Below are 26,529 nucleotides of genomic sequence, written 5' to 3'. Positions count from 1 at the left end.
AGTGTACAAACAAAAGCTATTAAAACACAGGATAAATTTGATGCCAAGTTTTTAAATAAATAACAACTTAAGGTGTTTACTAATGTACATTGTTATTATGGGAGGTGGAAGGGTGGGATTAACCCTGGCATCTTCCCTTGTCACCCGAGGACGGGATGTTACACTAATAGAGAACGATTCTAATCTTTGTTCTAATGCTGCGGCTGAACTTGACGCTCTGGTACTATGTGGAAGCGGAACTAATGTTAAAACATTAGAAGAGGCCAATATAGCTGATGCAGACGTATTTGTGGCTGCAACTGGTAACGATGAAGCAAATTTGCTTTCTTGTATCCTGGTAAAGGAATATCATGTTCCTAAGATCATTGCCCGACTTAGCAACCCTGATCACGCCGAGGCCTTTAGGAAGGTGGGCATTCATGATGTGATCAGTCCTGAGCTTACCGCCGCCGGTTATCTAGAAAAATTGATCACTCGCCCCAAAATTGCCGATCTAATTGTAATAGGTAAAGGAAGTGGAGAAATACTTGAAATGAGCGTTCAAAATAAAAAAATCATCGGTAAGAGGGTGTCAGATGTCAGTCCTACCGAGGATTATATCATCGTGGCCATTCACCATAATGGAAATATCACCATTCCCAAGGCCGATATGGTGTTGAAGGAGAACGATCGTATCTCGGTTCTGGTGAAAACCCAGGCTGTGAAGAAGACCGCGAAACTTTTCATTGGATAAAAGGATTTTTATGGATTCTTTCACCCATTTTTAATTCCTTTCATTATTTTAAGTTTTTTAAAGGTTAAAGATAAATTATCAGGAGCTTTAGGTGGGATTTCAATTGATTTTGATTTCTTCTATTGCCATTGGTTTCCTCTCTCCCTGACCCGTTTTACGGCTGATATATAATACTACACTGACGCTTTCACCACCATCCTGGCCATATCCGTGATCATTATACTTTATCTTCGTTTACAGCCCAAATACAAAAAATGGCCATGATCATCTTCATGGTGGTGCTAATATCACTAGGGGGAATCAGTGCTACGAAAAAATGGATATCATCCAAAGTCAGACACAGTCGGATGGCTACAACAACTCACCATTCAAAACGGATCCTATCAAGAGGCCCAGGATGCCATAGGATATGCTGATAATCTACCTGAAGTCAGAAAAATTTAGATGGGATTCTAATTACATCATAATTAATATTACATCATAATTAATGCAAACCAGGAGGCAGGAACGTGGTTTATAACTTATTCCGACTTTATGGCTATTGGGGGGCCAAATAAATCATGGTTATGGTTTCCTAGTTTTCTACTCTTCACTATTCTAGTTTCAATTATTCTAAAAATGCAGGTTCACCATAAAACATAAAGCCGCAATTAAAATCCATTCTCCATCCACAAATAAATCTCGGGAAAAGGCCTCTAATTTTCTGTTTTCAGAGAAATAACTTATGTACCAAAACCCATAGAATATGGAAAAAGCAAATATTAGCCAGTAATGGAGAAAAAAACCCTCTAAAATTGCTATTAAAAACCAGGGAATAAGCATGGATTGAATTCCTAATAACAAGAGTTTGGTCCTTGACCTTCCCAGCAGTACCGGTATAGTTTTCACTCCGCTTTTTTTATCTCCTTCAATGTCCCGTATGTCGAAGGAAACTGCGTTCACAAAGATTTTAATGAATATAAAAATGAATATCATGACAGTGGGGCCAAATCCCTGATAATTGCAGGTCAACGGGACAAAAACAGCGCCAACTACCCAGCTAAGAGTAACAATGAAGTTTTTCATCCCTGGAATGTTCTTAAGCCGTGGAAGCTTTGGAGAAACTTCTATACTATAGAGGACACCAATAATCAGAGGAAACAGGAACACCAGTATGATCACTGGATTCACGATCACTCCTATTAGCAGAGCAACAGCATAGGATAGGATACATAAAAACAGCAAGATTTTTTCCTTTCCCTTAACATAAGCACCTCTTTCTGGAATATTAACGGAATCCTCTTCCAAATCGGTTAGACGGTTTAAACTGTAAACCGAGAATGTTGAAAGGAAAACAGCAATAAGTAGTATAGAGTTGGGCTGTACATTCAGAAATTCAAAGGAACAATAGGTTAAAAAAACACACACCAAGGATATGAACAAGGAATTAAAAACTAAAAAAGATAATATTTTTTCTGAAAAAGATAAAAAACCGTCAAATAATTTTTTTAGACTTTTCTCGGTAATATTTGAATAATTTTTCTCCCCATAGGATTGCATCAAGATCATCACTCACCAAGTCCATACTATAATCATAAGATCCATCTTCAAACGCCAATCCTAATGAAACGAACTGATCAGTGACTGTAAAGCCAATTTTTACATCCTCATCTGTGATCCATAGTTCAAAATTTTCCTGGGAAGTAAGATTCGTAAATGTTTCTGGTTCCTGGGCAGCAAGCTCATAAAGCTTATTCATTATGCTTTCAGTGACAATTAGCTGTGTATCAACACCATTCAATACCATCTGTATCATTAGATCCTTGAAATCTGAGTGAAACAATGGAGAAACACCTCGAAATTTATTCACAGGAGGTAATAACTGAGTGAAGGTCATATGCGGCTTGTAGATGTCGGTAGGTTCTGATTGGATAAGATCTCCATTCATTAAAGATCCTATCTGCAGCAAAAGATTATCAGGTATACCTTCAATGCAATGTCCATCCCATAGTTTTTCGAATCTTTTAGTGACTATTACTGATTTGACTAGATCCTTGAAATTTAAAGTGAGAATTTTGCCACTAGGAGTAAGATTGTAACGATCCCCAGTTTTTTTGACAATGTTTCTTTTTTCCAGTTCATTCATACCATGGAGAATTGTTGATGACCTCAGATCTATAAGTTCTCTAAGTTCAGAAAGATTTTTCGGCCCCCCATGGAGAGTAATCATTATTTTCGCTCTTACTCCCGAAATTGCTAGGAACTTGAGATTGTCTTGTACTTCGTCCAACAATTCGTAGGCGTTGTCTTTCATTATATTCCCATCCCTTAATTTATTAACTCTCGAGAATTTTGTTTTTTGAGAGCAAAACTGTTTATGGCGTCTATTATAAAATTTGGACTTAAATTCATTGTTTGGTCGTTAATGGCCACCATATCTCTATTATTAACATCTAACATTTTTTCCCTCAACATATGCAATATTAATACCCTACTATAATATATTTTTGTGTGAACTAAAACACATTATAATACATTCAGTAAATCCTTTGCCCAGTGGATATGTTCTGAACCATGATCAGTCCATGGCCCATGACCAGGAAGCAAATTTTCAACTTTCAGTTTACTAAGCCTTTCTAAAGAATTGATCATGTCACCAAGATTCCCACCCAAATCAACACGTCCAAAACCACCACCAGCAAATACTGTGTCACCAGAGACCAGGGTTTCACCATCATAAAGACATATGCCCCCCCGGGTATGACCCGGAGTATGTATAACTTTGAATCCACCTATTTTGTCCCCTTCTTTGAGTTTGAGGTCAACACTCATCTTCCCCATTGATCTTCCGAACATAACAGCCGCGGTAGCCAGGTCATCACCAATCTCATAGGGGATTGCATCTTCTAGATGCATGGCCACATCCAGATCCAGGTATCGATTACCACCCACATGATCATAATGGTTATGGGTGTTCACAATTAGGGATAGATCTTCCATAGCAATACCCCCATTTTTAAGAGAATCAAAAAAGTAACCAATATTTTCACCGGTACCGGTGTCAACCACCACATCCTCAAAAACGTAGATGTTAGAATCGTATCCGCGTCCTTCTATCATTAGAATGTCGTTAATTTTGTTCAAAAAATTATCCCCCTCATAATGAGGTTACAGAAAAAGTGGGGTCACAGGGATTTGAACCCTGATCCTAGGATTTCTCTTGTCTCAGTACTCCAATCGATCATCATCCGATTGTAATACCTAACGTCAGAGCGCGCGTTTCTTCAAAGACAACTGGAGTCCCAGATGATGGCCTGGTTACACCATGACCCCTTTAAATGGTTTAAAGCCAAGGGAGAGATTTGAACTCCCGTGTAATGGATCTGCAGTCCACCGCTTCGCCTCTAAGCTACCTTGGCTTAACACTTAGGTTAAGTTTTGTTTCTATTTAAACCTTACGTAGTGCAACTGACAGGGATGAAAAAAAAGATCTAAGGGTTGTAATTCTTATTTCAAAATGGTAATCTGACTGGCAGTGGTTTGCGGCGGATAAGATTGGAGTAAAGGCCCAGTAAAGCGGATTTCTACGGCTTGTCCAGGTTGAATATTTTCAAAAGAACTGTTAGAACTTTGGCCAGCGCTATTCTCCATAATTATAGTTTCTTCAGATATTTTAACGGAAATATTCATTGTTTGGTTGTTATCAGCCATTGTTCCCTGGACTAGAACCGATTCCGTGTTATTAGTAACATTTTGAGAGTCAGGATAACATACTCCTACAACTTGGCCCTTCATGTCTACAGGTTCCTCGCCGGTGGCACAGAAAACTCCATAGGCCACACCCATAAACAATACCAGCAGCAATGCGATTAATGTTATGACCCTCATGTTCTCTCCTTTCACGGTTAATATGTTGTGCCCTTATTAATATGTTTTTGCATCCTAACTCTCTAACTAAAAAGATATATACCCATCAGGGCACGAACTGACAGGACCAGATGACAATAAATTAGATAAATGAAATTTTCTAGGAAATTGTGATCCCGAACCCTTATCATAAGATTCGCTTCAAATAATACCAAATCCATAAACTAACAACCACATATCTCCCAATTGAGCTATAAACGTAATTACAGTGGCCGATTAAAGCTTTTTGAAACCTGGTAAGTTAAATAAACCATGCCATCTTCTAATCCATCCACATCAACTAATTTTAACTGAACATTTTCCCTATCTGATTCCAGTTCCGTATTGTAAATGGAGTTTTCAGCTGTTCCCACTAAAACGGGGTGTATCAGGACATGTACCTCATCAACTAACCCCGCCTGAAAGAGAGCCCCATTTAAAACTCCACCACTATCGATCCTAACCAGTTTAACACCGAATTGAAGGTTTAATTCATGGAGAGCAGTTTCTAAATCAGCTTGCTTGTAACCAACTATCATGTAGGGGATGAACCTTTCATCAAGAAAGTCTAAATTCTTTAGGAGTAGAACGGGAACATAATACTATGATATCTCTGATGTAGGGCATGCGACGAACTTCACTCCAAATACGAATCTGTCCTCTACTGTCCGGAACCACCAGTATCGGTCTATGATCCTCGGGATCCACTTCTCGAGGTTGGAAGTCTTCCTGACTTTCTTCGGATATATCGCCGGGGTTTACATGGAAACCGGTTAATACTGTTTTACTCCCCATCAGCACAGCATCAGCACCTATTTCTGATGCTAACTGGTAATATAAATCCACATCAGCATCAAACCCAGTTATACGTCCATCCACACTTGTGGCATTAAAGGTTATTCCCCACGGCAACATGTGATACACCTCCTCCATTTTGGAATATAAAATTAGATTCATGATAGTATGTCGTTTAAATCCTCACTGGAGATTAAGCAGCTTTCTTCCATCAGATCCATCAATTTATCTTTTTTCAGATATTCTAAAGATCCTTTTAAGGCCTTTAAGCTGGAATAAATCAGCAGGGTTGGTATGCTAACCCGTGCCACTCCTAGCCGATCAAGATCAGCAATGGAGAAGTTTTTAATATTGTAAGGCATGCCAGCAGCTATACTAACTGGGCCTTTAACTTCTTTTATGATGGTTTCAACTTCATCCAAAGTCTCCACATAGGTTATAAACACCAGATCCGCTCCATCATCAAGATACTGGTTGGCACGTTCTATGGACAGATTCATGGCATCTTCCCGATTATTCAAAGATTTTAAAGCATCTGTACGCCCATTAATCACTAATGCAGGGTTTCCTTCAATTTCGGCCGTTTCCCGGGCCACCATGATCTTTTCACCCATCAGATCTTCACTGATGATCTGCAGGAGACCGCCAGTGCCCAGGACCTGATCCTCCAGGTTCATCCCTGCCACACCAATCTCAATGAATCTGCTGACGGTTTCAATTACCGCTTCAGGACCCCCATAACCATCTTCTGCATCCGCCATTACCGGAACATCCACGGCTTCAACGATTCTGCGGGTTATTTCCAGGTTTTCTTCCAGAGAAACGTCTGACTCACGGGAATAACTTGCCGCGACAGAAAAACTGTAACCAGAACACTGCACTGCTTTGAAACCTGCTTTCTGGATCATAAGGGCGCTTATGGGATCGTAAGCATCCGGCATCACCAGAGGCTGCTCAAGGGATAGGAGTTTACGGAGACTTTTACTTTTAATATTAAAATCCTCCCATTATTTCTAAGAGGAAATTGGGTTTAAATTTTTGGCCTATTGCTATGGTCTAAATAGTGTAGACGTGATTAAGTATCCATCACCAGAAAGATTATAGAATTAATACTCAGCTATTACCAGCATCTCATAATCTTCAGTGGTAAGAGGATCAGTTCGGCTGAATTCCCCCAGTTTACATCCACAAATATCAATTCTATCAAATCCAAGAGATTCAAGAAGCCATGTAATCTCTGAAGGAACATAATATCGTTCATTACAGTTCAATGTCATTTCATTCCCATCATCATCTTCTATTTCCAGCTGATATTTATCCCTAAAAGCCATAAGGTCAAAGGTATTATCAAGGTTGGCAGAATAGTTAGAGTGGGTGTTTATGAAATCCTTAACTGAATGGAACAAAGGATACAACCCGTTAAGGGTGGTGAAGATCAATTTCCCCTTTACATTTATTGATCGGGCTGCACTTTCTAATATCTGGAAGTTCATCTGGTCAGATTCCATGAGGGGAAATGCACCCTCACAGATCATAATAACCAGATCAAACTCATCCTGGAAGGGGAGGTTTCTGGCATCAGCTTTTATAAAATCTATTTTCACTCCGGCTTCAGCAGCCTTTTTTCGGGCCTTATCCAGCATGTTTTCTGATAAATCTGCCCCAGTGACTGAATAACCACGTCTTGCAAGTTCAACTGCATGCCGTCCAGTTCCACACCCTACATCCAGTATTTTACAGCCCTTATCATGATTTATTTCTGATTCTATGAAATCAACTTCCCCTATGGTTCCCTGTGTGAATACTTCATTATCATATTTTTCAGCGTAATTGTAAAATAGCTCTTCATACCATTTTTTCATTATAACACCCTAATGATCATTGATATAATCTTATATCTTCACTTTAAAATTCTAGTAGTCAAGAGAGACTGATAATACCCTGCCAGTAAAAGATAGAGGTCAACTTATCCGAATGTAACATTTTATTGTTGACTTCAAAATAGGAAAAACATATTTCCTTCCAGTGCCCCTCGATGTATATGACTAATTCAGATGGTAAATTCCATCAAAAGAGTCCGATGAGATTTAATATCAGTGCAAAATAATCATTATCCAATTTTAAAGGAAATCTTCAAATGATGGAATCCTTAATCGCAGGAATTACACTAGGCCTCTATTCTGGTTTATCCCCCGGCCCCCTCCTGGTACTAGTAATCTCCCAAACAATAAAACATGGCTATCTGGAGGGAATAAAGGTTGCCTTGGCACCCGTAATTTCGGATATGCCCATCATTATATTATCATTGACATTTCTATCGATGATTTCCAAATACACCCCCATTTTAGGATTTATTTCAATTATCGGTGGTATATATCTAGGTTATCTGGCTTACGAAAGCTTTAAAACAAAAGGTATTGTTAAGGATGTTATTCCAGAAAATCCCCAATCCCTAAAAAAAGGAGTTACGGTTAATCTTCTAAATCCATCGCCCTATTTATTCTGGATAACTATTGGTGGACCTTTATTGATCCATGGTAGTGTAGAAAGTCCTTTTTCAGCTATTCTATTTATTATTGGTTTTTATGGACTTTTAATCGGCGCCAAAATATTTTTAGCCTATGCAATAGGGAAATCACGCGATTTTCTTACGGGAAAGAGTTATATCTATACCATGCGAGTTATCGGCCTGATTTTAGTAATTTTTGCAATTTATTTCATTAAGCAAGGCATTCCGTTGATTATAAGTTAATTTTCTACTCATTGATGTCTGTCATGAGCGCATATTCCATATTATAAACCCCTTTCTCCCATTTAAAAAAGGATAAACTCTTCTTTTTGAATATTTTAAAGCCAACTTTTTCATACAATCGCAAAGCACCGGTGTTCTCTATATCAACATCCAGAACTGCTCTTTTACTTCCCTGCCCTCTCATCAATTTAACTGCTTTTTTCAGAATGAAAGATCCGATTCCCCTACTCCGGAATGATTCATCCACAGCCAATATGGCCAGATAACTGTCCTGGTCTTCTAGATCTGAAAGAAACATCTTATCCAGAATAGAAATCAGGGTGTACTTCAAAGCGTCTGCCACGTCCAGGTTTTTGAAAAAAGATTTCAACTCGTCAAGGAAAAACGGCCTTTTTCCATGGTGTATGACTGCTAAACCCAACACATGATTCTCATCATCGGATACTACATATATATGCTGATGGTTCAGGTTATTAACATCGGCAAGTACCAATTTTTCTATTACCCCGGCACTTTTTTCCTTATTCTTATAGAAAAAATTAAAAGTATCGGCATCAGCTTCGTAAATCAACTCAGCAACCTTCAACGGGTTATGCTTCTGTAAATCTAATTTTTCGAACTGCATTTTGGGAGAACTCGTTTTGATCAGGAATATTGATATTAGTCACTAACTTTTACACTTGCAAGGTACGGCAACTTTGAATAATTAGTATGATCTGAACAAAATATTATACCAACGTTCATATAAACTAGGAGTGTATGGAAACTGCAACCATGGTCTTACTGGACATTGACTACGTTACCGAAGAGGATATGCCAGTAATACGGTTATTTGGTACCTTTATGACTGAAAAAGGGCCTAAATCTATCATTGCGCTAGACCGGGACTTCCAGCCCTACATTTATGTAATACCGAACCATCTAGAAAAATGTCGTGAAGAACTGGCAGAGTTTAATGTGGTCCGGGTAGAAAAGGTGGGACGAAAGGATCTCGGCAGACCCGTGAATGTTTTAAAGGTCTTTTTTAAGCATCCTCAAGATGTGCCCCGTTTAAGAGATGAAATTGCTAACTTGGATAGTGTGGATGATATCCGGGAATATGATTTACCATTCTACCGTAGATATCTAATCGATAAGGGGCTTTTTCCCATGGGGAAGGTGCAAATCCATGGTAATTTCATTTCTTCCCGTGAGTATCGGGGATGCCTATCCGAAGACACCCACATTCTGGAGATAACTGGTGAACCTGTTCTTCTGGAGTCCGATTTCCCTGAACTAAAAATTTTAAGTTTTGATATAGAAACATACAACCCTAAGGGTATGCCCCGGGCAGAGGAAGACCCTATAATAATGATAAGCCTTTCCAGCAATGAAGGCTTAAGAAAAGTGATTTCCACAGCAGAATGTGATTTTTATTTTGTTAAAACCGTGGCCACGGAAGAAGAAATATTAGAAGAATTTATGAGCACCGTTAAAAAGGAGAACCCCAACATCATCCTGGGTTACAATTCAGACAACTTCGATTTTAACTATATTAATGAACGGGCCAAAAAATTGGGGATTTCAGTGGACCTGGGCACGGATGGCTCCTCACTTAAATTTATGAGGAGAGGTTTTACCAATGCGGCTCTGGTAAAAGGCAGAGTGCACGTAGATCTTTACCTGGTGGTGCGTCGCTACTTGTCCATGGATCGTTACACACTAGAACGGGTTTATTGGGAGCTTTTTGGTGAGGACAAAGAAGACATACCCGGAAATGAAATCTGCGATTACTGGGATAATGGCGGTTTACAACTGGATTCACTCTTCAAGTATTCTTTGGATGATGCTGAGGCAGTCACCAAGATTGGAGAGAAGATGCTACCCTTAACTATGGAACTCACCCGGATCGTGGGCCAGCCATTTTTCGATGTGGCCCGTATGGCCACCGGCCAGCTAGTGGAGTGGTATCTGATCCGAAAAGCCTTCGAAGTGGGAGAATTAGTTCCAAACAAACCATCCTCAGCCGAACATTCAGATCGGAGAGGTAAGAGAGCTGCAGGTGGCTACGTTAAGGACCCTGAGAAAGGACTTCATGAAAACATTGTTTATTTTGATTTCAGAAGTCTCTACCCCAGCATCATCATATCCAAGAACGTATCCCTGGACACTCTGGTGGGAGACTGCGTAGAAGGAGCCTGTCACGTGTCCCCCGAAGCAGGTTATCTGTTTTTAAAAGAACCACGAGGATTTGTTCCATCGGTGATTGGAAATGTTTTAAGTGAAAGGGTGCGTTTGAAGACCATGATGCACCAGGCTACAGATGAAAGGGAAATTCAACTCCTTAATGTGCAGCAAGAAGCACTTAAGCGTTTGGCCAACTCCATGTACGGGGTTTATGGGTTTTCCAGATTCAGGTGGTACAGTCTAGAATGTGCTGATGCCATTACTGCCTGGGGACGGGATTATATAAAAAATACCATGAAAAAGGCTGAAGAATTCGGTTTTAAGTCAATATATGCTGATACCGATGGTTTTTATGCGGTTTATGAAGGTCATAGTACCTCCCAAGAAGATTCAGCATAGACTAGAGTTAGAAATCTAGATTCAAGGTCTAGATTCCATCTATAGAGGTGAATATGAAGGCAGGGATAGATGGACTGAAAGTAGATCCCAGTGAAACTCTATTATCATGTGGTAATCCATCCATAGAATATTTCACTCGCCGGGAACTGTTAGAGGAAAATGTGAAACCGGTGGAAATATTATGGGATCTTAATCCAATTCAAAAAATATTTAAAAGACAGCAAGAAGAAGGTTTTTGGAGATACCCTGGCAAAATACGTGAAACACATGCCAATCAGGATTATAACCAGTTGGAAACATTCCGCATGTTAGGAGAACTAGTGGAGAAATATGGTCTTAACTGTGAACATCCCTTAATAGAGAAGACCGCTCAATATCTTTTTAATTGCCAAACCGAGGAGGGAGACTTTCGGGGAATTTATGGCAACCAATACGCCACCACTTATTCACCAGCCATAATGGAGTTACTTATCAAAGCAGGATATGCGGATGACCCCCGAATAGAAAAAGGAATTAATTGGCTTCTTTCACAGCGTCAGGATGATGGTGGATGGGCCATTCCCTTTAGAACCCGGAATAAAAGATATAAAGATTTTTATAACATACCTGAACCTTTACAAACAGACAGTTCCAAACCATTTTCCCATTTAGTTACTGGTATGGTGCTCCGGGCCTTCGCCGCTCACCCCCAAACCCGCCAATCAAAGGAAGCTCAGAAAGCAGGGAAGTTAGTGGCCAGCCGATTCTTCCAACCAGACAAATATACTGATAGGAAAGATAAAAAGTACTGGGAGAGTGTTTCATTTCCCTTCTGGTTCACCAATGTGTTAACTGCCTTAGATTCACTTTCATTAATGGGATTTTCCAGGAAGGATCCCCAAGTACGGGAGGGTCTGGACTTTTTACGCCAGAAACAAAGGCCAGATGGACTTTTCAACTTAAAACTTCTAATGACCCGTGATAAAGACTTGAAATACTGGATCGTTCTGGCGGTCGGTAGGGTGTTCAAGAGATTTTATGAGCAAGATTGACTTAAAGATTTACAATGACTCAGATCAGATACCATGAGGTTGGAATTGAGGGCCTGGATATGATCCAGGAGTTATGGAAGTTACTCAGATTACACGTTGGTAGCATCTCTGATTTTAATGGCCAGATGGAACAACTAACCTTCCAGGAGCGTAAAGAATTCCTCCTGGAAAAGTCGGAGGGAGGCAACCTCCGGTTGGACCTGGCTCGAGATCCGAATAATAGTCAAGGTTGCCTACTGTGTGAGCACCATAAACTCCGAAAATAGTAGAAGTGGACTCTATTTATGTGAGAGGAGGATACCGCTCCCAGGGCATTGGGGACCAGCTCATGAAACGTTCCCTGGAGTGGATGGATGAAAAAGGCGCGAAAGCAAAAAAAATTTTGGTAACCACAGGTAACCAGGATGCCCTGTTATTTTACCGGCGCTACGGATTTAGGCTACGAAGGGTGGTCCTGGAACAAATGACCAGTTATAATAGCGATGATTATATCTAAAGGTGGATCATGGTGAAGGAGAACAATCGACATGAAATTTTAAGGGAAAAATTTGGCCAGGGAGCCGAGGAGTACGATCGGCAGAGGAAATATATTATCCCCCGTCTGGATGATTTATACCATATATTAGCAGATCTGGCCAGCACCAACACTCAAAGACCCCGAATACTGGATTTGGGTGCTGGAACTGGGCTTTTAACCGCTTATATTTATGATAGATATCCTCAGGGCCATTTCACCCTGTTAGATATCTCCGAAGAGATGCTTAAGATCGCTAAGGGTAGATTTAAAAAGATCCACCATTTCAGTTATGTTGTGGCCGATTATACGGAACATGACTTCGATGAGTCATTCGACCTGATCGTTTCATCTCTCTCCATTCATCACCTGAAACATCAGGATAAGCAGATTTTGTACCAGAAAATCTACGATCTCCTGAATCCGGAGGGTATATTCCTAAACGCTGATCAGGTACTGGGACCCAACCCGGCCAGTGAAAAGGAATATCAGAGGAACTGGTTGGAAAATATAGAGGTGGGATCACTTTCAAAAGCCGAAAAAAAGATTATATTGGACCGTATGCAACTAGATAATCCTGCCACTTTAAGAGAAAACCTAAAATGGCTAATAAATATTGGTTATAGAGACGTGGATGTTTTCTACAAATACTACAACTTTTGCATCATTTATGGAAAGAAGTAGGGGATTTTATGACATTAGACTATGTTTTGAATGATTTAGTTAGAGATGAGGGTGCGGATTTTTTTGGAGTAGCAGACCTCAACCAGGCTCATGAGACCATCCTGGAACAGGGTGGAGAAGGGGTTGCCTCCTACCCCCGGGCTATCAGCATTGGAATAACACTTTTCGACACCATAATAGACCAGTTACCAAAAGGGTCTGACCAGGGCGTGGCGGTTAGCTACCGGCATCACTACGATGTTACCAATCTCCGTTTAGACCTTTTAGCTGCTAAAGTAGCCAGTAGGCTGCAAAGGGAAGGTTATAAGGCCTATCCAATCCCGGCGTCACAGAGGTATGATGATCAGCGGATCTGTGCTATTTTCTCACATAAACTGGCTGCTAACCTGGCCGGTTTAGGCTGGGTTGGAAAAAATTGCCTGCTGATAACTCCTGAGGCTGGTCCCCGGGTCAGATGGGTTACGGTGCTAACCAACGCTCCCCTAATTCCTAATCAAGAACTGGTTAAAGATTCCTGTGGAAGCTGTACTGAATGTGTGGAGGCTTGTCCAGTGGGTGCATTCACAGGGGTGCCCTTCAAATTAGAGGATGTACGAGAAGTAAGATACGATGCCGCTAAGTGTGAAAAATATTTAAATAATCTTGAAAAGGCTACTGGTCTGGCTACTTGTGGCTTATGCATATATGCCTGCCCCCAGAAGGGTTTAAATAAATAATAACTAATTGGATTAAGTCTATTAAGCATTATATTATTATAAAGAAGATCGGAGCATGGTGGCTGCGAAAACAGCGGCCCCAAATCCATTATCAATATTCACCACAGCTATTCCTGGAGCGCAGGACTGCAGCATGGCGTTTAAAGCTGCAAAACCTCCTTCACCCACCCCATATCCTACTGATGTTGGAACCCCGATTACCGGAACATCCACTAGGCCAGCCACCACAGAAGGAAGAGCTCCTTCCATCCCGGCCACCACTATAATGGCCTTTACCCCACTATCTATCATTTTAGCTATCTGTGAAAATAATCGATGTATGCCGGCCACTCCCACATCGTATGAGCTTAATACCTGACAACCAGCTTCTTCAGCCACCAAGCGTGCTTCTTCAGCCACAGGTATGTCTGATGTGCCAGCAGTGATTATGCCGATCTTTCCAATTTTTTCGTTTTCCTGATCCATTGTTTCCTGACCCTTTACTATCAATACTCTGGCTCGGGAGTTGTATTTAATTTTGAGACCTGAATGTGATAACAATTCATCTAGATGAGATTTTATGGACTCAAAACGTTCCGATCCAAGTCTAGTTACCAATAATCGACCATTCTTCGTGCAGGATTTAATAATCTTTATTAGTTCTTCTTCTTTCTTTCCTTCGGCGTATACTGCTTCTGGAAACCCGGTGCGCATATCCCGGGTCGCATCTAACTTGGCAAAATCTCCCAGTTCCTTAATTTGCATGGCTTTAAGCTTTTTTTCAGCTTCTTCCAGGGAAATTTCCCCGACTAAAACCTGTTGAAGTACATCTCTCATAATTTCACCGTAGCCCACACCATATATATAAAGTTGGAGGTTTAAAAACAATTCTTAAGGTAAGTTGAATGATGAATATTTATATTTAGACTTATTTTAGCGATTAAAACCTATTTAAAGTTATTAAACTGGAGTTATTCATGCCAAAAGCCAGAATATTGGTCCAGGGTATTGTTCAGGGAGTTGGATTTCGTCCTAACATTTATCGCCTGGCAAAAAATAACCAGATCAACGGATACGTCCGTAACTTAGGAAACATAGTGGAGATCATTGCCGAAGGGGAAGAGCAGGATATAAATAATTTTTGTGAAGATATAAAAAGGAAAAAACCCCCCATATCCAAGATAAATTCTCTGGAACTAGAATGGACAAATGCTGACAGTATCCCAGTATATGAAGACTTCCAGATACTGGAAAGTTCCGCTGATTTCTCGGGTTCTTCAGTAATTCCCCCTGATTTGGCGGTGTGTGATAGCTGTCTGGAAGAGATTTTAAAAAAGAAAGATAGACGCTACGAGTATCCCTTTACCGCCTGCACCGATTGCGGCCCCCGTTTTACGGTCATAAATTCGGTGCCCTACGATAGGGAACGTACCTCCATGGATAAGTTTCCTCTTTGTCCTGATTGCCTGGAAGAATATCGAGATGTGGAGGATCGTCGTTACCATGCTGAAGCAACCTGCTGTCCGGTGTGCGGCCCCCAAGTATTCCTTCACGATTTAGAATCTGAAAATCCCATCAAAGATGCGGTTGGACTGTTGGATGATGGACATATATTGGCCATTAAGGGTATTGGAGGCACTCACCTGGTGGCTATGACCACCGATGATCTTCCAGTGGCCAAGATGCGGGGAAGATTAGGCCGGTTCAACCAGCCCTTCGCCTGCATGTCCCCTGATGTGGAAACCATCCGTAGCTTCGCCGAGGTGGCTGATTTTGAAGAAAAAACACTCCTATCCCAAAGTAGGCCCATTGTAATTTTGAAAAAAAACAAAGATTATTTTTTATCCCCTCTGGTTTCTCCAGTACTTCATAATCTAGGTATAATGCTCCCTTACTCGGGTTTACATCACCTACTTTTCAAGTACACTGATGAACCAGCTTACATTATGACCTCAGCCAACATGCCTGGGGAGCCCATGCTGATCGACAACCAGGAGATTGTGGAGAAACTGGAGGGAATTGCGGATTATTTCCTCCTGCATGACCGTGAGATCTTAAACCGGTGCGATGATTCTGTGGTTAGATTTAGAGGAGGGGAAATGGCCTTTATCAGGAGGTCCCGAGGTTATGTGCCTGAACCTTACGATTTATCCTCTTTAAACCATGATTTAAATATTCTGGCTCTGGGACCAGAGATTGACGTCACCTTTTCCCTTCTAAAAGAGGGTCGCTGCTACGTTTCCCAGCATATTGGGGACACCACTAAATATGACACCTTCCGGTACCTCCAGAAGGCCATAAATTATATGATGGAGATAACCAGAACGGATGAAGTCGATTTAGTGGCCTGTGATCTTCATCCCATGTTTTTTACCACTAATCTGGCCCATGAATTTGGAGAACGTTTCGAGTGCCCGGTGGTTAAGGTGCAGCATCATCATGCCCATGCCGCGGCCCTAGGTGTAGATCATGGTGTGGATGAGATGATATGTATCGCTGCCGATGGCGTGGGTTATGGTGATGATGGCGGTGCGTGGGGAGGGGAGATCCTTCATTGGCAGGGAAAAGCATATCAACGTATGGGTAGTTTAATGCCCCAAAAAATGCCAAGTGGTGATTTAACCACTAGATATCCATCCAGAATGTTGATGGCCATGGTCTTCAATGAATATTCCCCGGAAGAGCTTACAGAACTCATGAAAAGAGATTATATCCATTATTTCCAACATGGAGAACGGGAAGTGGAGGTAGTAGCTCGTCAACTGGAACGTGATTTTAACATAACCACCACCACCAGCACCGGCCGGGTACTGGATGCCATATCGGCTGCCCTCCAGATATGCGGGGAAAGAACCTATGAGGGAGAATGTGCCATGAAACTGGAGTCTGTAGCATTTAAAGGCAGTTCTCAACTGGATATACCGCTAAAAATCAAAAAAAGCAGCGGTATGAATATTCTGGATACTTCCTCCATTTTGATGTCTGTCCTAGAACATAAGCTAGAAGGAGAGAAAACTCCCGATATCGCCTGTTCTGCCCAAAGAGCAGTGGCCAGTGGTCTGGCTAAGGTTGCAATAAAAAGTGCGGATAAAAGTGGAGTGAACGTAATAGGTGGCTCCGGGGGAGTTTTCTATAATGAAGCCATCAGCATGACCATCAAAAAGGAGATCGAATCTGCCGGCTATCATTTCATCCAGCACAAAAATAGCTGCGCTGGGGATGGATCGGTTTCCCTGGGTCAGGCTGTAGTGGCAGCAATGAAGGGCCTTAAATGATAGGGTTTAATGATTAGGGAGTAGACTTAGGGCGTGTATTTAACCGGCAGATTCATGGATCGTATTTCTAATGCTCTCTTTCTTTTTTCTAAATCTATTAAGAGGTCCTCGGCATGTTTTTTGGCCAGGTCATAATTTTTTATCAGGTTTTTAAGATCATCGGAAACGTCCTCACCCCGCAAGGATCGCTCTTCCAGCATCTGCAGTTCCTGGAATTCATGGCCAGGGACTTTAATGCGGATGGTGCCCTGACTTATAAATATCTGAAATTCCACGTCCTGGGAGATATCGTAGTATTTTCGCGGCCTTCCACGTTCTATTTTCTGGAAAAATGAACTTAAAAGACCAGCTTCTTCCATAGCCCTTAAATGTTCTATTATGGCCTTCTGACCAACCTCCAGTTCCTTTGAAATCTGACTAACGAAGCGGGGCTCATCCCTGAGAAGATCTAATATGTTTCTCCGGGTTTTGCAGCCCATAACATCTAACAAAAGTTCTAAATCCATTTAAAACCACTTACCTAACATCCTAATTGATGTTTTTCATCGAATCAATTTTATTAACTTTGAGTTACTATAATAGAGAAAGGTTTATATAACCTTTGGTAACTATAATAGTTAAAGGTTATTGTTCTTACCCATCTCCATAAAAGGTGAAGCAATGAGCGAAGATCAACATTTAAAGAATCAAAGGGATGATCTGGACGATCTGAAGAATCAAATCCAGGAAAAAATTGAAATAATTCAGGAGAATGAACAGCGTATTGATGAATGTCAGGACCAGCTTCTAAGAATGCAAGCCGATTTGGAAAATTACAGAAAACACACCGAAAAACGCATGAAGGAACATGTGGAACGGGCCAACCAGGATATAATCATAAAAATTCTGGAAACCTATGAGGACCTGCACAGGGCCCTCCAGGCAGACAAGTCCGAAGACCTCCGTGAAGGTGTGGAACTTATCTACCAGAAACTTCGTGGCGTCTTAGAAAGCGAGGGGCTGGAAGAGATTCCTGCGGAAGGGGAGAAATTTGACCCTTACAAACATGAAGCCCTGATGGCAGAGGCCCATGAGGAGTATGACAATGGTTGTATCATTCAAGAACTCTCAAAAGGATATACGCTTAATTCTAAGGTAATTAAATACTCAAAAGTTAAAGTTTGCAAAAAAGGTGATTAATTATGGCTAAAACTGAGAAAATAATTGGTATAGATCTAGGAACAAGTAACTCAGCCGCTGCGGTGCTAGTTGCCGGGAAACCAACCATCATCCCCAGTGCCGAAGGAGCCACCCAGTATGGAAAGTCTTTCCCCAGCTACGTGGCCTTTACTGATGATGGGCAAAGGCTGGTGGGAGAACCAGCCCGTAGACAGGCAGTTACCAATCCTGAAAAAACTATTACCGCCATTAAAAGGCAGATGGGAACTAACTACAAGGTTGATGTGGCTGGGAAACAGTACACTCCCCAGGAAATATCTGCTTTTATCCTGCAGAAGATAAAAAAAGATGCGGAAGCTTTCCTGGGTGAGGAAGTGAAAAAGGCAGTTATCACTGTGCCAGCCTACTTCGACGATAACCAGAGAACGGCAACCAAGGATGCCGGTACTATTGCTGGATTGGATGTGGTCCGGTTAGTAAACGAACCCACCGCCGCCAGTCTGGCCTATGGTATCGATAAAGCCAGTGAAGATGAAATGGAAATTCTGGTATTCGACTTCGGTGGAGGTACCCTGGACGTGACTATCATGGAGTTTGGAGGAGGAGTGTTTGAGGTTCGATCCACCAGTGGGGACACCAAGTTAGGTGGTACCGACATGGACAACACCCTCATGAACTACCTAGCCGAGGAGTTCCAAAAAGAAACCGGTGTGAACCTTCTTAATGATGATCAGGCCGTGCAAAGGTTAAAAGAAGCAGCAGAAAAGGCCAAAATTGAGCTATCAACCACCCTCAAAACGGATATTAACCTCCCCTTCATCACCGCCACCCAGGATGGACCTAAACACCTTACCCACACCCTGAGCCGGGCTAAAGTAGAGGAACTGGTGGACCCCATCATCAAAAGATGTGCGGCGCCAATGGAACAGGCCATTAAAGATGCTAAAATGAACAAAAACGACATAGACAAGATTATCCTGGTGGGAGGACCTACCCGGATGCCCATCGTCCAGAAATTCGTAGAGGATTACATTGGTAAGCCTGTTGAAAGGGGAATAGATCCCATGGAATGTGTGGCTGTAGGGGCGGCCATCCAGGGAGGTGTACTGGCTGGAGAAATTAAGGATCTGGTCTTACTAGATGTTACTCCCTTATCACTGGGTATAGAAACTCTGGGCGGAGTTTTCACCAAGTTAATTGAGCGTAATACCACCATACCAACTAAGAAGAGCCAAATATTCAGTACCGCCGCAGATAACCAAACTTCAGTTGATATTCATGTCTTGCAGGGGGAACGCCCAGTTGCCAGCGGAAACACGACCTTGGGAAGGTTCCAGCTGGTGGGAATACCACCTGCACCCCGGGGAATCCCACAAATCGAGGTCACCTTCGACATCGATGCCAATGGTATTATGAACGTGTCGGCCAAGGACATGGGTACCGGCAAGGAACAGGCCATTACCATCACTGCTCCTAACAAGCTTTCCGAGGATGAAATTGATCAGAAAGTAAAAGAAGCGGAGATGCACGCCGAGGAAGATAAAAAACGGCAGGAAGAAGTTCAAATACGTAACGATGCCGACAGTATGATCTACACCTCTGAGAAAACCCTGGAAGAACTGGGGGATAAAGTGCAGGCTGACCAGAAAACCAAGATCGAAGAACTGGTTAAGGAACTTCAGGAACTGGTTGCCGGGGATGACTTGGAAGCCATCAAGACCAAGACCGAGGAACTCACCAAGGTGGTCCAGGAAGTTGGGGCAGCCATTTACCAGCAAGCCCAACAAGCACAAGCCCAACAACAGCAAAAACAGGGAGAAGGAACAGGAAGTCACGGCCCAGAAGATGAAGACGCTGTAGACGCCGAATATGAGAAAAAATAGAGGCATTATTATATCCTCTATTTTTACATTTTTTCCCAAAATTTTTATTACATCCTCTTACAAACCATCCATCTGTAAAGGAAATTTCTAAAGAAAGATTTTGTTTACTTTAAGTTGATTTTAATATTATTCAGGAAGATTATACATGGCAGATAAGCGGGATTATTACGAGGTCCTTGGAGTGGACCGTGAAGCTACCAAGAAGGATATAAAGAAGGCTTACAGGAAATTGGCAATGGAATACCATCCAGATGTAAGCGATGATCCGGGAGCAGCTGAAAAGTTTAAAGAAATCAGCGAAGCCTATGCGGTATTATCCGATGAGGAAAAAAGGGGTACTTACGATCAATTCGGACATGCCGGTATGGGTGGCTTCAGCCAGGAGGACATCTTCAACAACATAAACTTCGAAGACATCTTCCGCGGATTCGGATTTGGAGGAAGTGGAGGGGGTGGCTTCGAAACTATATTCGACCTTTTCGGTTTTGGCGGAGGTCGAAGGAATGGCCCGCAACGTGGGGCTGATGTGGTCTACGACTTGAGGATAACGCTGGAGGAAGCAGCCACAGGAATTGAAAGGGACATTGAAGTGCCCCATAAACAGATCTGCCCCCGCTGTCAAGGATCCCGGGCAGAACCCGGTACCGACAGTCACACTTGCGAAGCCTGTGGAGGCAGTGGTCAAGTCCGTCATGTTCAAAATACCCCCCTGGGACAGTTTGCCTCGGTAAGGCCATGTAGCACCTGCCGAGGAGAGGGAACTATCATCGACAGTCCCTGTCATGAGTGTCATGGTAAGGGAATTGTGAAACAGAAAACCACCATTAACATTAAAATACCACCGGGAGTGGAGAATGGATCCCGCCTTAGGGTATCTGGCCAGGGAGATGTTGGTAAACGTGGCGGCCCCCCTGGAGATCTTTACGTGATGATAGCTGTAAAGCATCACCATCTTTTCGAGCGGGAGGGAGCCAATCTTTACTATGAAAAGCCAATAAGCTTTGTTCAAGCTACCCTTGGGGATAAAGTTGAAATTCCCACGCTAGATGGCGCAGTGGATCTAAAAATCCCGGCTGGAACCCAAACTGGGACATCTTTCCGTGTTAAAGGAGAGGGAATGCCTCATCTCCGCTGGAATGGGAAAGGTAACCTCTATGTAAAAGTCAAAATAGTGACACCCAAGAGAATTAGTCCCAAACAGAGAGAACTCCTGGAAAAGTTTGCCAATATTAGTGGAGATGAAATATACACCGAGGAGAAGGGTTTCTTTGACAAAGTTAAGGATGCCATCACCCATTAGACAAATTGTTTCCTGATTTTTCTTTTCATTAGATTAATGGAATCACTATAGAAAATAGCTGCCAATGATCAAGCTATTTATTTCAGGATAGCACATTATTATTTAATGTAAGGGCCACCATGGTAGCTAAATTGAGGTGATTAGATGTACACTGACCAAGGGAATTCTGATAGTACTGTACCAGAGATACTGGAAAAAATAGAGGGTTACTTTGGATTTATTCCCAAAATTTTCGAAGTCCTATCCGAAAATCCACCGGCATTGAAGGCTTTTTTTGATAAAGTGGAAAGCATTATGGTTGATGATGCCCTGAATCCGTTGACCAAGGAGTTTGTTAGTATCGGAGCTGCTTCTGGACTTGGTTCCGCTCACTGTCTGCGAACCCACTTGGAAGTGGCCAGGCAGTTGGGTGCAACCGATGAACAGCTATTACTTTCCATAATTATAGGCGCATCCATTGCTGAGACCACCGCATTATCCCAGTGTTTAAGGGTTTACGATGATTTTAGGAGTTAATATTCTATTTTGAATCTTATTTTTAATTATTCTAGAATTCTTAATCAGCAAAAATGTAATAATGACCATTAACATAAATCTAGCCTAAAGATGCTTTAATTAAGGAGTGTATAGAAATGGAAAAAAACAGAATGGCCATTGTGCTGATAATTTTGGGTATAATCGTCCTGGCCTTTCCCCTATTAGGAGTGCTCCCCTTCAGTATTTTAACTGGTCTTGGGGTAATTGTATTGGGTATTGGCCTGATTTTAGCCGGTTATGTTGATATGAAAACCAGTAAAGCCCTGGGAATAATTGAAATTATATTGGGAGTAATTGCCTTCATTCTGGGCGTCGGTTTCATAGTCGATCCTTCACTATTCACCTTTGTGGCCAGCTTGTTCATCTATCTGGCAGGGTTAATACTGATAATTGTAGGTATTGCTGCATTGATCAGTAAACCTAGGGGTAGCCGATGGAATGGTATTGTGGCCCTGATGCTTGGGTTAATCTACATTTTGTTTGGCTATTTGATAAAGGACCCAAAAACATTAGGAATTCTAATTGGTCTGTGGCTGGTTATAACCGGGGTCCTACTATTATTCCAGAAAAACTATTAAAAAAAACCTTTTTTTATTTTGAAATAATTATAAAAACAAAAAAGTTCTTCGAAACGCGTAGCCATTGAATTAATTTTAAATTAATGGCATGCCGAGAGTAACCCACCTTCTGTTCATGGCAGCATTCATCTTTGCAGGCTACCTCTGCCTCATACAGGATTCATCAGCAGTATTTGCCCTTGCATCCCGTGGAATGGCCGTTTCACCGATCCTCCTGCTGTCAATCCGCTTGGCTTCATGTTCATTCAACAGGAGACGTGTCGTTTCTGCTCCAGAGTCATGCTTCTCAGCATATGCTTATTAAAGGCATCACGGTCTGTACGATGGGTGGAGTTTCCTCAGTTTACAAAAAACCGGTAGCTGCCCTTCGGCTTGCCATTAATGAGGAATAAAAGTAAATAGCGGGGCCTAGATTTGAACTAGGGCTCTCGGGGTTATGAGCCCCGCGGGATCACCAGACTACCCCACCCCGCTGTACCTCTCTGTTGTATTTTAGAGTATATAAAGGTTTACTTGTAAGAATAAAAACTAATAAAAAGCCATTTTATAACCAATAAATACTGTAAAAGAAATAAAAAAAGGATTTAAGTCTTGGTTTATCCATGCATTTCTTAGTTTATCCAGACGTTGATCAATTCTTTTTAATTTCTGAGTGGTATTTCATAAAATCTTTGAATCGATATCTAATAATCTAAATCTATCCTAATAGTCTTATATCTGTATTCAAAGATTATTTTATTCTTCTTTTCCTTCTAGTGACGTTAGTCTTTTTTCAATGTGTTCAAATTTTTTATTGGCATGTCCTCGGTATTCATTGAAACGTCTCTCTAGGTCATTTAGATCTGTTGTTACTTTGCCGAATTTCTTTTCCAGTTCACCTATATCCTTTTTTGTGGCTAGTTCCCAGTCCGCGATTAGTTGGTCGCTTTTTTCATCCAGGAACTGGTCAATTTTTCCGGATAAGACATCGGTGCTTATGGGAACTTCTTTGACCCTGCCTTTTAGGCTTTTTCCCACGCCTGAGACTTTTTCGCTGACTCCGGCAACGTTTATCTTTTCCCCCACTCCGGAAACCTTCTCGCTGACGCCAGAGACATTAATTTTTTCACCCATTCCCTGCATGGAACCTTCTCCACCTACTTTTCCCCCCAGATCACTGGCTCCACTGCGTACGGTTTCACCTAAGCTGGCAGCATCGCTTCGCATAGTGTCTAGACTTATGCTACGGTCTCGAAGGTAGTAGTAGAGTAGGACAATCACAGCTCCTGCCAACACAAGAATGGCAAATAATTCCAATGCAGTCATTCTCACAGTCCCCCTTTGCTACCCTTTTTTTCTAGTTCTTTTTCTTTCTTTTCTATTTCTGTTAGGAGTTTTTGGAGTTTTTCGTATTCTGTCCGGGCTTCCAGGCGGGTTACTCTTTCGTTTATTTCGCTGTGCATGAATCCAGCCTTGTGCATTAATTTGGAGGTTTCACCTCTGATCTGAGCTAGTTTTTCCTGTTGTTCTTGAGGTAGGGGTAGGACATTCTCCATCATTCGCTTGGCCTCCAAATCCTTCTCCACCAGTTCAATTTTCTTGAGTTCGGCCTGTTTTTGCAAAAACTCGACGTTACTTTGAGCTTCTCTAACCCGTCGCCATTGCATGACAATAATAATTATGGTTATTACGGCAATTACAACGATTATAAGCCAAAAGATATTCTGCGGAATGTTCACATCAGCCATAATATTCCCCCTTAATGTAGGTCACTATTGAATGAAAATTTAATGATTAACAGCAGGCGGAATTTATCCAAATTAAGCCTATTTGCTTCATTAAATCATCATCGGGACTCATCCATGTTATAATAATCAAAGCTTCCAAAAGGAACTTGATTAATTTATACAAGGGATGATAAATACATATATTATGGGCTTTTTATATATTAAATGTTCTCCTGTTCTAAGCCCATCCAAGGTTGATAAAATTAAGATAGAGATTTATCCTGTTTATATTTAAGCTGTAAAAGGTTAATTAAAATATTGAAGTGATTAAATGATTGAAAATTATATCAAAGCGGGAAAAATTGTTAAAGAAGTCCGGGAACTCGCTTTAAAGGAAGTGCATGAAGGAATGAAAGTCCTGGATCTGATAAACTTAATTGAAGGGGAGATCATTAAACGTGGGGCCCTACCTGCCTTTCCGTGTAACATTTCCATTAACGAAATCACTGCCCATTACACCTCCCCACCTGAAGACAGTACCCTGATTAAAGGGGGAGATCTGGTTAAAATTGATTTAGGTGCCCATGTAGATGGATTCATAGCTGATTCGGCCGTTTCGGTAAGTGTAGATGGGGATGACCCTGCAGAAAATATGGCCCCCTATACTCCCCAAATTCAGGAAGAGATGATTGAAACCGCCCAAGAAGCCCTGAATACGGCCATTAGCACCATCAAACCAGGGGTGGAAGTGGGAAGGATCGGTGAGGAGGTTGAAAAAACAATTCAAGCCCAAGGATTAAAACCTGTTTCCAACCTCACTGGACACAGCATGGAACAGTGGATACTGCATTCCGGACTTTCCATACCAAATGTGAAGGAAAAAAACAATCATAAACTTGAAGAAGGAGATGTTTTGGCCATAGAACCCTTTGTAACCGATGGGATGGGGCTGGTAGGTGATATGAAAGATGCCTTCATTTTCAGATTCCTCCGAGATCGACCCGTCAGAATGATTCAGGCCAGGAAGATTCTGGAAAGAATTAAAATTGAGTATAAAATTTTACCATTCGCTCAAAGATGGTTGGAAGATAACGAAAAATCCAGCAAAACCAGTATCGCTTTGCGTCAGCTCATATCTTCCCGGGCAGTTTATCCCTATCATGTATTGCGCGAAAAAAGTGGGGCAAGGGTTGCGCAAGCTGAGCACACTGTAATTGTGGAATCAGAAGGCTGTTTGATCATAACGAAATGACTTGAATCTTAAATCACTAGTAATGTCATCGACCTAATGCTACCTTTTTTCTATTTATCCCATTATTCAAATGCATCGAAGATATCATCGAATGGATCAAATGTCTCAAAAAATTCGAAGGAGCGTAGGGCATCCATTCCAAAAATATCATTTATATTCGCTTCCGATTTAAAATTCTTTAAAAAGTCAATGGGAAAAAGGTAGTATGGATAAAATTTAGAAGTGGTAGATTCAATCCCTGCCAAATTATTTTCCAAAAACCGGAGTGTGTCCAAGTCGTAATTGAGGATGAATATGTGACTACCCACTGCAGATAAAAATGCCTTGGCCCTTTCAGGATCAGTGCTCACCCATTCTCCCAGGTGATCTGCATCCTCCAGAACGTCTTTAATTTTTTTTCTGATACCAACACCCAATTCGGTTAATCGATAATGATCACGCGAATGAAAGCCATTTTTTTCCACTCTCTCCATATATCCCTCTTTAATTAGTGGATTGATCATGTAAATATCCTTGTATTCTAAAAATGGATTAGTTAGAACCGGGCTCATATTTTTCAGGACCATTTGAATATATTGGAAGACTTCTATTTCTTGATAACTGTATAGAGGTTTGCGAAATATTTCTTCATATGGTTGAAGGCGAGTTTCAAATTCTTTTCCCCGCTGTACTTCATGGAAAAGGCCCGGTTTTTTTACAGAAAGTCCTTTATCTTCCTGAAAGGTTTGCATTCTAATTACGCGCCGCGCCAAAAGATCCAGCATCGTAAGTTTGAACATTTCTTTTCCATCGGCATCTAAATCCAATATCAGGAGGGATTCAGCTGGAGTTAATTCTAGTGACTCCATTTTATCCCGGGAGTAATATTCATCCTCTGTTTCTTGAAGATCTGTGATTTGGAGTTTGGTACCGCACTCCATGCAGAATGACGCGTAAGATGGATTTTCAGTAAGACAATTACTGCAAATCATACCAGCGGCCAGAGAACTCTTATCTATTAATGTACCGCATCGAGTACAAAAACGGGCATTTTCCACATTCAAAGTACCGCATTTGGGGCATGATCTTTTATAACTTGATGAATTGATTTTATCACGCTCAGATAAAGTCCATTATAGTTAAAAATGAGTATGTATCACTTAATAAAATTTAGTACTTTTTAAATCCTTGAAAATAAAAAGAAAAA

30 protein-coding genes, 3 tRNA genes and 1 other RNA gene are annotated in these 26,529 nt (G+C 41.4%); 16 read left to right on the top strand and 18 right to left on the bottom strand.

The genetic code is table 11. From position 1 onward, the window contains the following. Positions 1–82 precede the first annotated feature (82 nt). Positions 83–733: a potassium channel family protein gene (locus tag FGU46_RS05920; RefSeq protein WP_286472746.1), complete on the top strand. Its 651-nt coding sequence runs from the start codon at positions 83–85 to the stop codon at positions 731–733. A 303-nt stretch (positions 734–1,036) separates the two neighbouring features. Then, entirely contained in the window at positions 1,037–1,177 is a 141-nt protein-coding gene (locus tag FGU46_RS05915; RefSeq protein WP_286472745.1) for a hypothetical protein, read from the top strand. 168 nt (positions 1,178–1,345) lie between these two features. On the opposite strand, the gene FGU46_RS05910 is transcribed toward FGU46_RS05915, so the two are convergent. The 10 genes from FGU46_RS05910 to FGU46_RS05865 all read right to left on the bottom strand — a co-directional run bounded on the left by FGU46_RS05910 (position 1,346) and on the right by FGU46_RS05865 (position 7,275). Further along, positions 1,346–2,155, bottom strand: a complete 810-nt coding sequence (locus tag FGU46_RS05910; protein ID WP_286472744.1) for a UbiA family prenyltransferase — start codon at positions 2,153–2,155, stop codon at positions 1,346–1,348. A gap of 52 nt (positions 2,156–2,207) precedes the next feature. After that, a complete protein-coding gene (locus FGU46_RS05905) occupies positions 2,208–3,026 on the bottom strand; it encodes a helix-turn-helix transcriptional regulator (protein WP_286472743.1) in 819 nt (272 codons plus the stop codon). A 212-nt stretch (positions 3,027–3,238) separates the two neighbouring features. Continuing rightward, complete coding sequence (locus FGU46_RS05900) at positions 3,239–3,856, bottom strand: MBL fold metallo-hydrolase (RefSeq protein WP_286472742.1); 618 nt, start codon at positions 3,854–3,856, stop codon at positions 3,239–3,241. Between the two features lie 36 nt (positions 3,857–3,892). Then, positions 3,893–4,045 (bottom strand) — tRNA-Trp (locus tag FGU46_RS05895). Positions 4,046–4,059: 14 nt separating this feature from the next. Next, positions 4,060–4,131 (bottom strand) — tRNA-Cys (locus FGU46_RS05890). An 88-nt stretch (positions 4,132–4,219) separates the two neighbouring features. Next, complete coding sequence (locus FGU46_RS05885) at positions 4,220–4,600, bottom strand: DUF3221 domain-containing protein (RefSeq protein WP_286472741.1); 381 nt, start codon at positions 4,598–4,600, stop codon at positions 4,220–4,222. A 242-nt stretch (positions 4,601–4,842) separates the two neighbouring features. Then, positions 4,843–5,157 (bottom strand): dihydrofolate reductase family protein, encoded by a 315-nt coding sequence (locus tag FGU46_RS05880; protein ID WP_286472740.1) that lies wholly within the window; start codon positions 5,155–5,157, stop codon positions 4,843–4,845. 19 nt (positions 5,158–5,176) lie between these two features. Beyond that, the gene (locus FGU46_RS05875) at positions 5,177–5,533 is read right to left on the bottom strand and encodes a dihydrofolate reductase family protein (RefSeq protein ID WP_286472739.1); all 357 of its coding nucleotides are present in this window, start codon (positions 5,531–5,533) and stop codon (positions 5,177–5,179) included. Between the two features lie 38 nt (positions 5,534–5,571). Continuing rightward, positions 5,572–6,405 (bottom strand): isocitrate lyase/PEP mutase family protein, encoded by an 834-nt coding sequence (locus FGU46_RS05870; RefSeq protein WP_286478248.1) that lies wholly within the window; start codon positions 6,403–6,405, stop codon positions 5,572–5,574. 114 nt (positions 6,406–6,519) lie between these two features. Next, positions 6,520–7,275: a class I SAM-dependent methyltransferase gene (locus tag FGU46_RS05865; protein ID WP_286472738.1), complete on the bottom strand. Its 756-nt coding sequence runs from the start codon at positions 7,273–7,275 to the stop codon at positions 6,520–6,522. A 275-nt stretch (positions 7,276–7,550) separates the two neighbouring features. Here FGU46_RS05865 and FGU46_RS05860 point away from each other — a divergent pair, with 275 nt between their 5' ends. After that, positions 7,551–8,165: a LysE family translocator gene (locus FGU46_RS05860; protein ID WP_286472737.1), complete on the top strand. Its 615-nt coding sequence runs from the start codon at positions 7,551–7,553 to the stop codon at positions 8,163–8,165. Between the two features lie 4 nt (positions 8,166–8,169). On the opposite strand, the gene FGU46_RS05855 is transcribed toward FGU46_RS05860, so the two are convergent. Next, positions 8,170–8,751, bottom strand: coding sequence for a GNAT family N-acetyltransferase (locus FGU46_RS05855; protein WP_286472736.1), 582 nt, complete (start codon positions 8,749–8,751; stop codon positions 8,170–8,172). A 173-nt stretch (positions 8,752–8,924) separates the two neighbouring features. Here FGU46_RS05855 and FGU46_RS05850 point away from each other — a divergent pair, with 173 nt between their 5' ends. The 6 genes from FGU46_RS05850 to FGU46_RS05825 are packed head-to-tail and all read left to right on the top strand — an operon-like array spanning position 8,925 to position 13,675. Further along, positions 8,925–10,730, top strand: a complete 1,806-nt coding sequence (locus FGU46_RS05850) for a DNA-directed DNA polymerase (RefSeq protein ID WP_286472735.1) — start codon at positions 8,925–8,927, stop codon at positions 10,728–10,730. A 53-nt stretch (positions 10,731–10,783) separates the two neighbouring features. After that, positions 10,784–11,761: a prenyltransferase/squalene oxidase repeat-containing protein gene (locus FGU46_RS05845; RefSeq protein WP_286472734.1), complete on the top strand. Its 978-nt coding sequence runs from the start codon at positions 10,784–10,786 to the stop codon at positions 11,759–11,761. Between the two features lie 14 nt (positions 11,762–11,775). Further along, entirely contained in the window at positions 11,776–12,027 is a 252-nt protein-coding gene (locus FGU46_RS05840; RefSeq protein WP_286472733.1) for a hypothetical protein, read from the top strand. Positions 12,028–12,032: 5 nt separating this feature from the next. Beyond that, a complete protein-coding gene (locus FGU46_RS05835; protein WP_286472732.1) occupies positions 12,033–12,257 on the top strand; it encodes a GNAT family N-acetyltransferase in 225 nt (74 codons plus the stop codon). A 9-nt stretch (positions 12,258–12,266) separates the two neighbouring features. After that, a complete protein-coding gene (locus tag FGU46_RS05830; protein WP_286472731.1) occupies positions 12,267–12,959 on the top strand; it encodes a class I SAM-dependent methyltransferase in 693 nt (230 codons plus the stop codon). Between the two features lie 8 nt (positions 12,960–12,967). Next, a complete protein-coding gene (locus tag FGU46_RS05825) occupies positions 12,968–13,675 on the top strand; it encodes a 4Fe-4S double cluster binding domain-containing protein (RefSeq protein WP_286472730.1) in 708 nt (235 codons plus the stop codon). A 36-nt stretch (positions 13,676–13,711) separates the two neighbouring features. On the opposite strand, the gene larB is transcribed toward FGU46_RS05825, so the two are convergent. Beyond that, positions 13,712–14,491, bottom strand: a complete 780-nt coding sequence (gene larB / locus FGU46_RS05820; RefSeq protein WP_286472729.1) for a nickel pincer cofactor biosynthesis protein LarB — start codon at positions 14,489–14,491, stop codon at positions 13,712–13,714. 140 nt (positions 14,492–14,631) lie between these two features. Here larB and hypF point away from each other — a divergent pair, with 140 nt between their 5' ends. Next, complete coding sequence (gene hypF, locus FGU46_RS05815) at positions 14,632–16,929, top strand: carbamoyltransferase HypF (protein ID WP_286472724.1); 2,298 nt, start codon at positions 14,632–14,634, stop codon at positions 16,927–16,929. Between the two features lie 26 nt (positions 16,930–16,955). Here the strand turns inward: hypF and FGU46_RS05810 are convergent, their stop codons facing one another. Next, complete coding sequence (locus FGU46_RS05810; RefSeq protein ID WP_286472722.1) at positions 16,956–17,435, bottom strand: ArsR/SmtB family transcription factor; 480 nt, start codon at positions 17,433–17,435, stop codon at positions 16,956–16,958. Positions 17,436–17,589: 154 nt separating this feature from the next. Here FGU46_RS05810 and FGU46_RS05805 point away from each other — a divergent pair, with 154 nt between their 5' ends. The 5 genes from FGU46_RS05805 (at position 17,590) to FGU46_RS05785 (ending at position 22,385) form a co-directional block, all read left to right on the top strand. After that, complete coding sequence (locus FGU46_RS05805) at positions 17,590–18,108, top strand: nucleotide exchange factor GrpE (RefSeq protein WP_286472720.1); 519 nt, start codon at positions 17,590–17,592, stop codon at positions 18,106–18,108. 2 nt (positions 18,109–18,110) lie between these two features. Next, the gene (gene dnaK / locus FGU46_RS05800) at positions 18,111–19,970 is read left to right on the top strand and encodes a molecular chaperone DnaK (protein WP_286472710.1); all 1,860 of its coding nucleotides are present in this window, start codon (positions 18,111–18,113) and stop codon (positions 19,968–19,970) included. A gap of 145 nt (positions 19,971–20,115) precedes the next feature. After that, positions 20,116–21,270, top strand: coding sequence for a molecular chaperone DnaJ (gene dnaJ, locus FGU46_RS05795; protein ID WP_286472708.1), 1,155 nt, complete (start codon positions 20,116–20,118; stop codon positions 21,268–21,270). A 144-nt stretch (positions 21,271–21,414) separates the two neighbouring features. Then, a complete protein-coding gene (locus FGU46_RS05790; protein WP_286472702.1) occupies positions 21,415–21,786 on the top strand; it encodes a carboxymuconolactone decarboxylase family protein in 372 nt (123 codons plus the stop codon). Between the two features lie 116 nt (positions 21,787–21,902). Next, a complete protein-coding gene (locus FGU46_RS05785) occupies positions 21,903–22,385 on the top strand; it encodes a DUF308 domain-containing protein (protein WP_286472695.1) in 483 nt (160 codons plus the stop codon). An 86-nt stretch (positions 22,386–22,471) separates the two neighbouring features. Here FGU46_RS05785 and rnpB read toward each other — a convergent pair. From rnpB to FGU46_RS05765, 4 genes are all read right to left on the bottom strand, one after another. After that, an RNA gene (rnpB, locus tag FGU46_RS05780) (RNase P RNA component) lies at positions 22,472–22,761 on the bottom strand. Positions 22,762–22,784: 23 nt separating this feature from the next. Next, positions 22,785–22,859: transfer RNA gene (locus FGU46_RS05775), tRNA-Met, on the bottom strand. A 261-nt stretch (positions 22,860–23,120) separates the two neighbouring features. After that, positions 23,121–23,690: a hypothetical protein gene (locus FGU46_RS05770; RefSeq protein ID WP_286472694.1), complete on the bottom strand. Its 570-nt coding sequence runs from the start codon at positions 23,688–23,690 to the stop codon at positions 23,121–23,123. A gap of 2 nt (positions 23,691–23,692) precedes the next feature. Next, positions 23,693–24,112 (bottom strand): hypothetical protein, encoded by a 420-nt coding sequence (locus FGU46_RS05765; protein WP_286472693.1) that lies wholly within the window; start codon positions 24,110–24,112, stop codon positions 23,693–23,695. Positions 24,113–24,422: 310 nt separating this feature from the next. Between FGU46_RS05765 and map the strand changes: the two genes are divergently transcribed. Beyond that, the gene (gene map, locus FGU46_RS05760) at positions 24,423–25,343 is read left to right on the top strand and encodes a type II methionyl aminopeptidase (RefSeq protein ID WP_286472692.1); all 921 of its coding nucleotides are present in this window, start codon (positions 24,423–24,425) and stop codon (positions 25,341–25,343) included. Between the two features lie 62 nt (positions 25,344–25,405). On the opposite strand, the gene FGU46_RS05755 is transcribed toward map, so the two are convergent. Further along, positions 25,406–26,431, bottom strand: coding sequence for a zinc ribbon domain-containing protein (locus FGU46_RS05755; protein ID WP_286478240.1), 1,026 nt, complete (start codon positions 26,429–26,431; stop codon positions 25,406–25,408). Positions 26,432–26,529 lie beyond the last annotated feature (98 nt).

Origin of the sequence: Methanobacterium sp. CWC-01, assembly GCF_030323845.1 — an archaeon.
In the GTDB taxonomy this organism is placed as follows: domain Archaea; phylum Methanobacteriota; class Methanobacteria; order Methanobacteriales; family Methanobacteriaceae; genus Methanobacterium; species Methanobacterium aridiramus.
The sequence above is the reverse complement of the archived record's forward strand: the minus strand, read 5'-3'. Positions and strand labels throughout refer to the sequence as shown.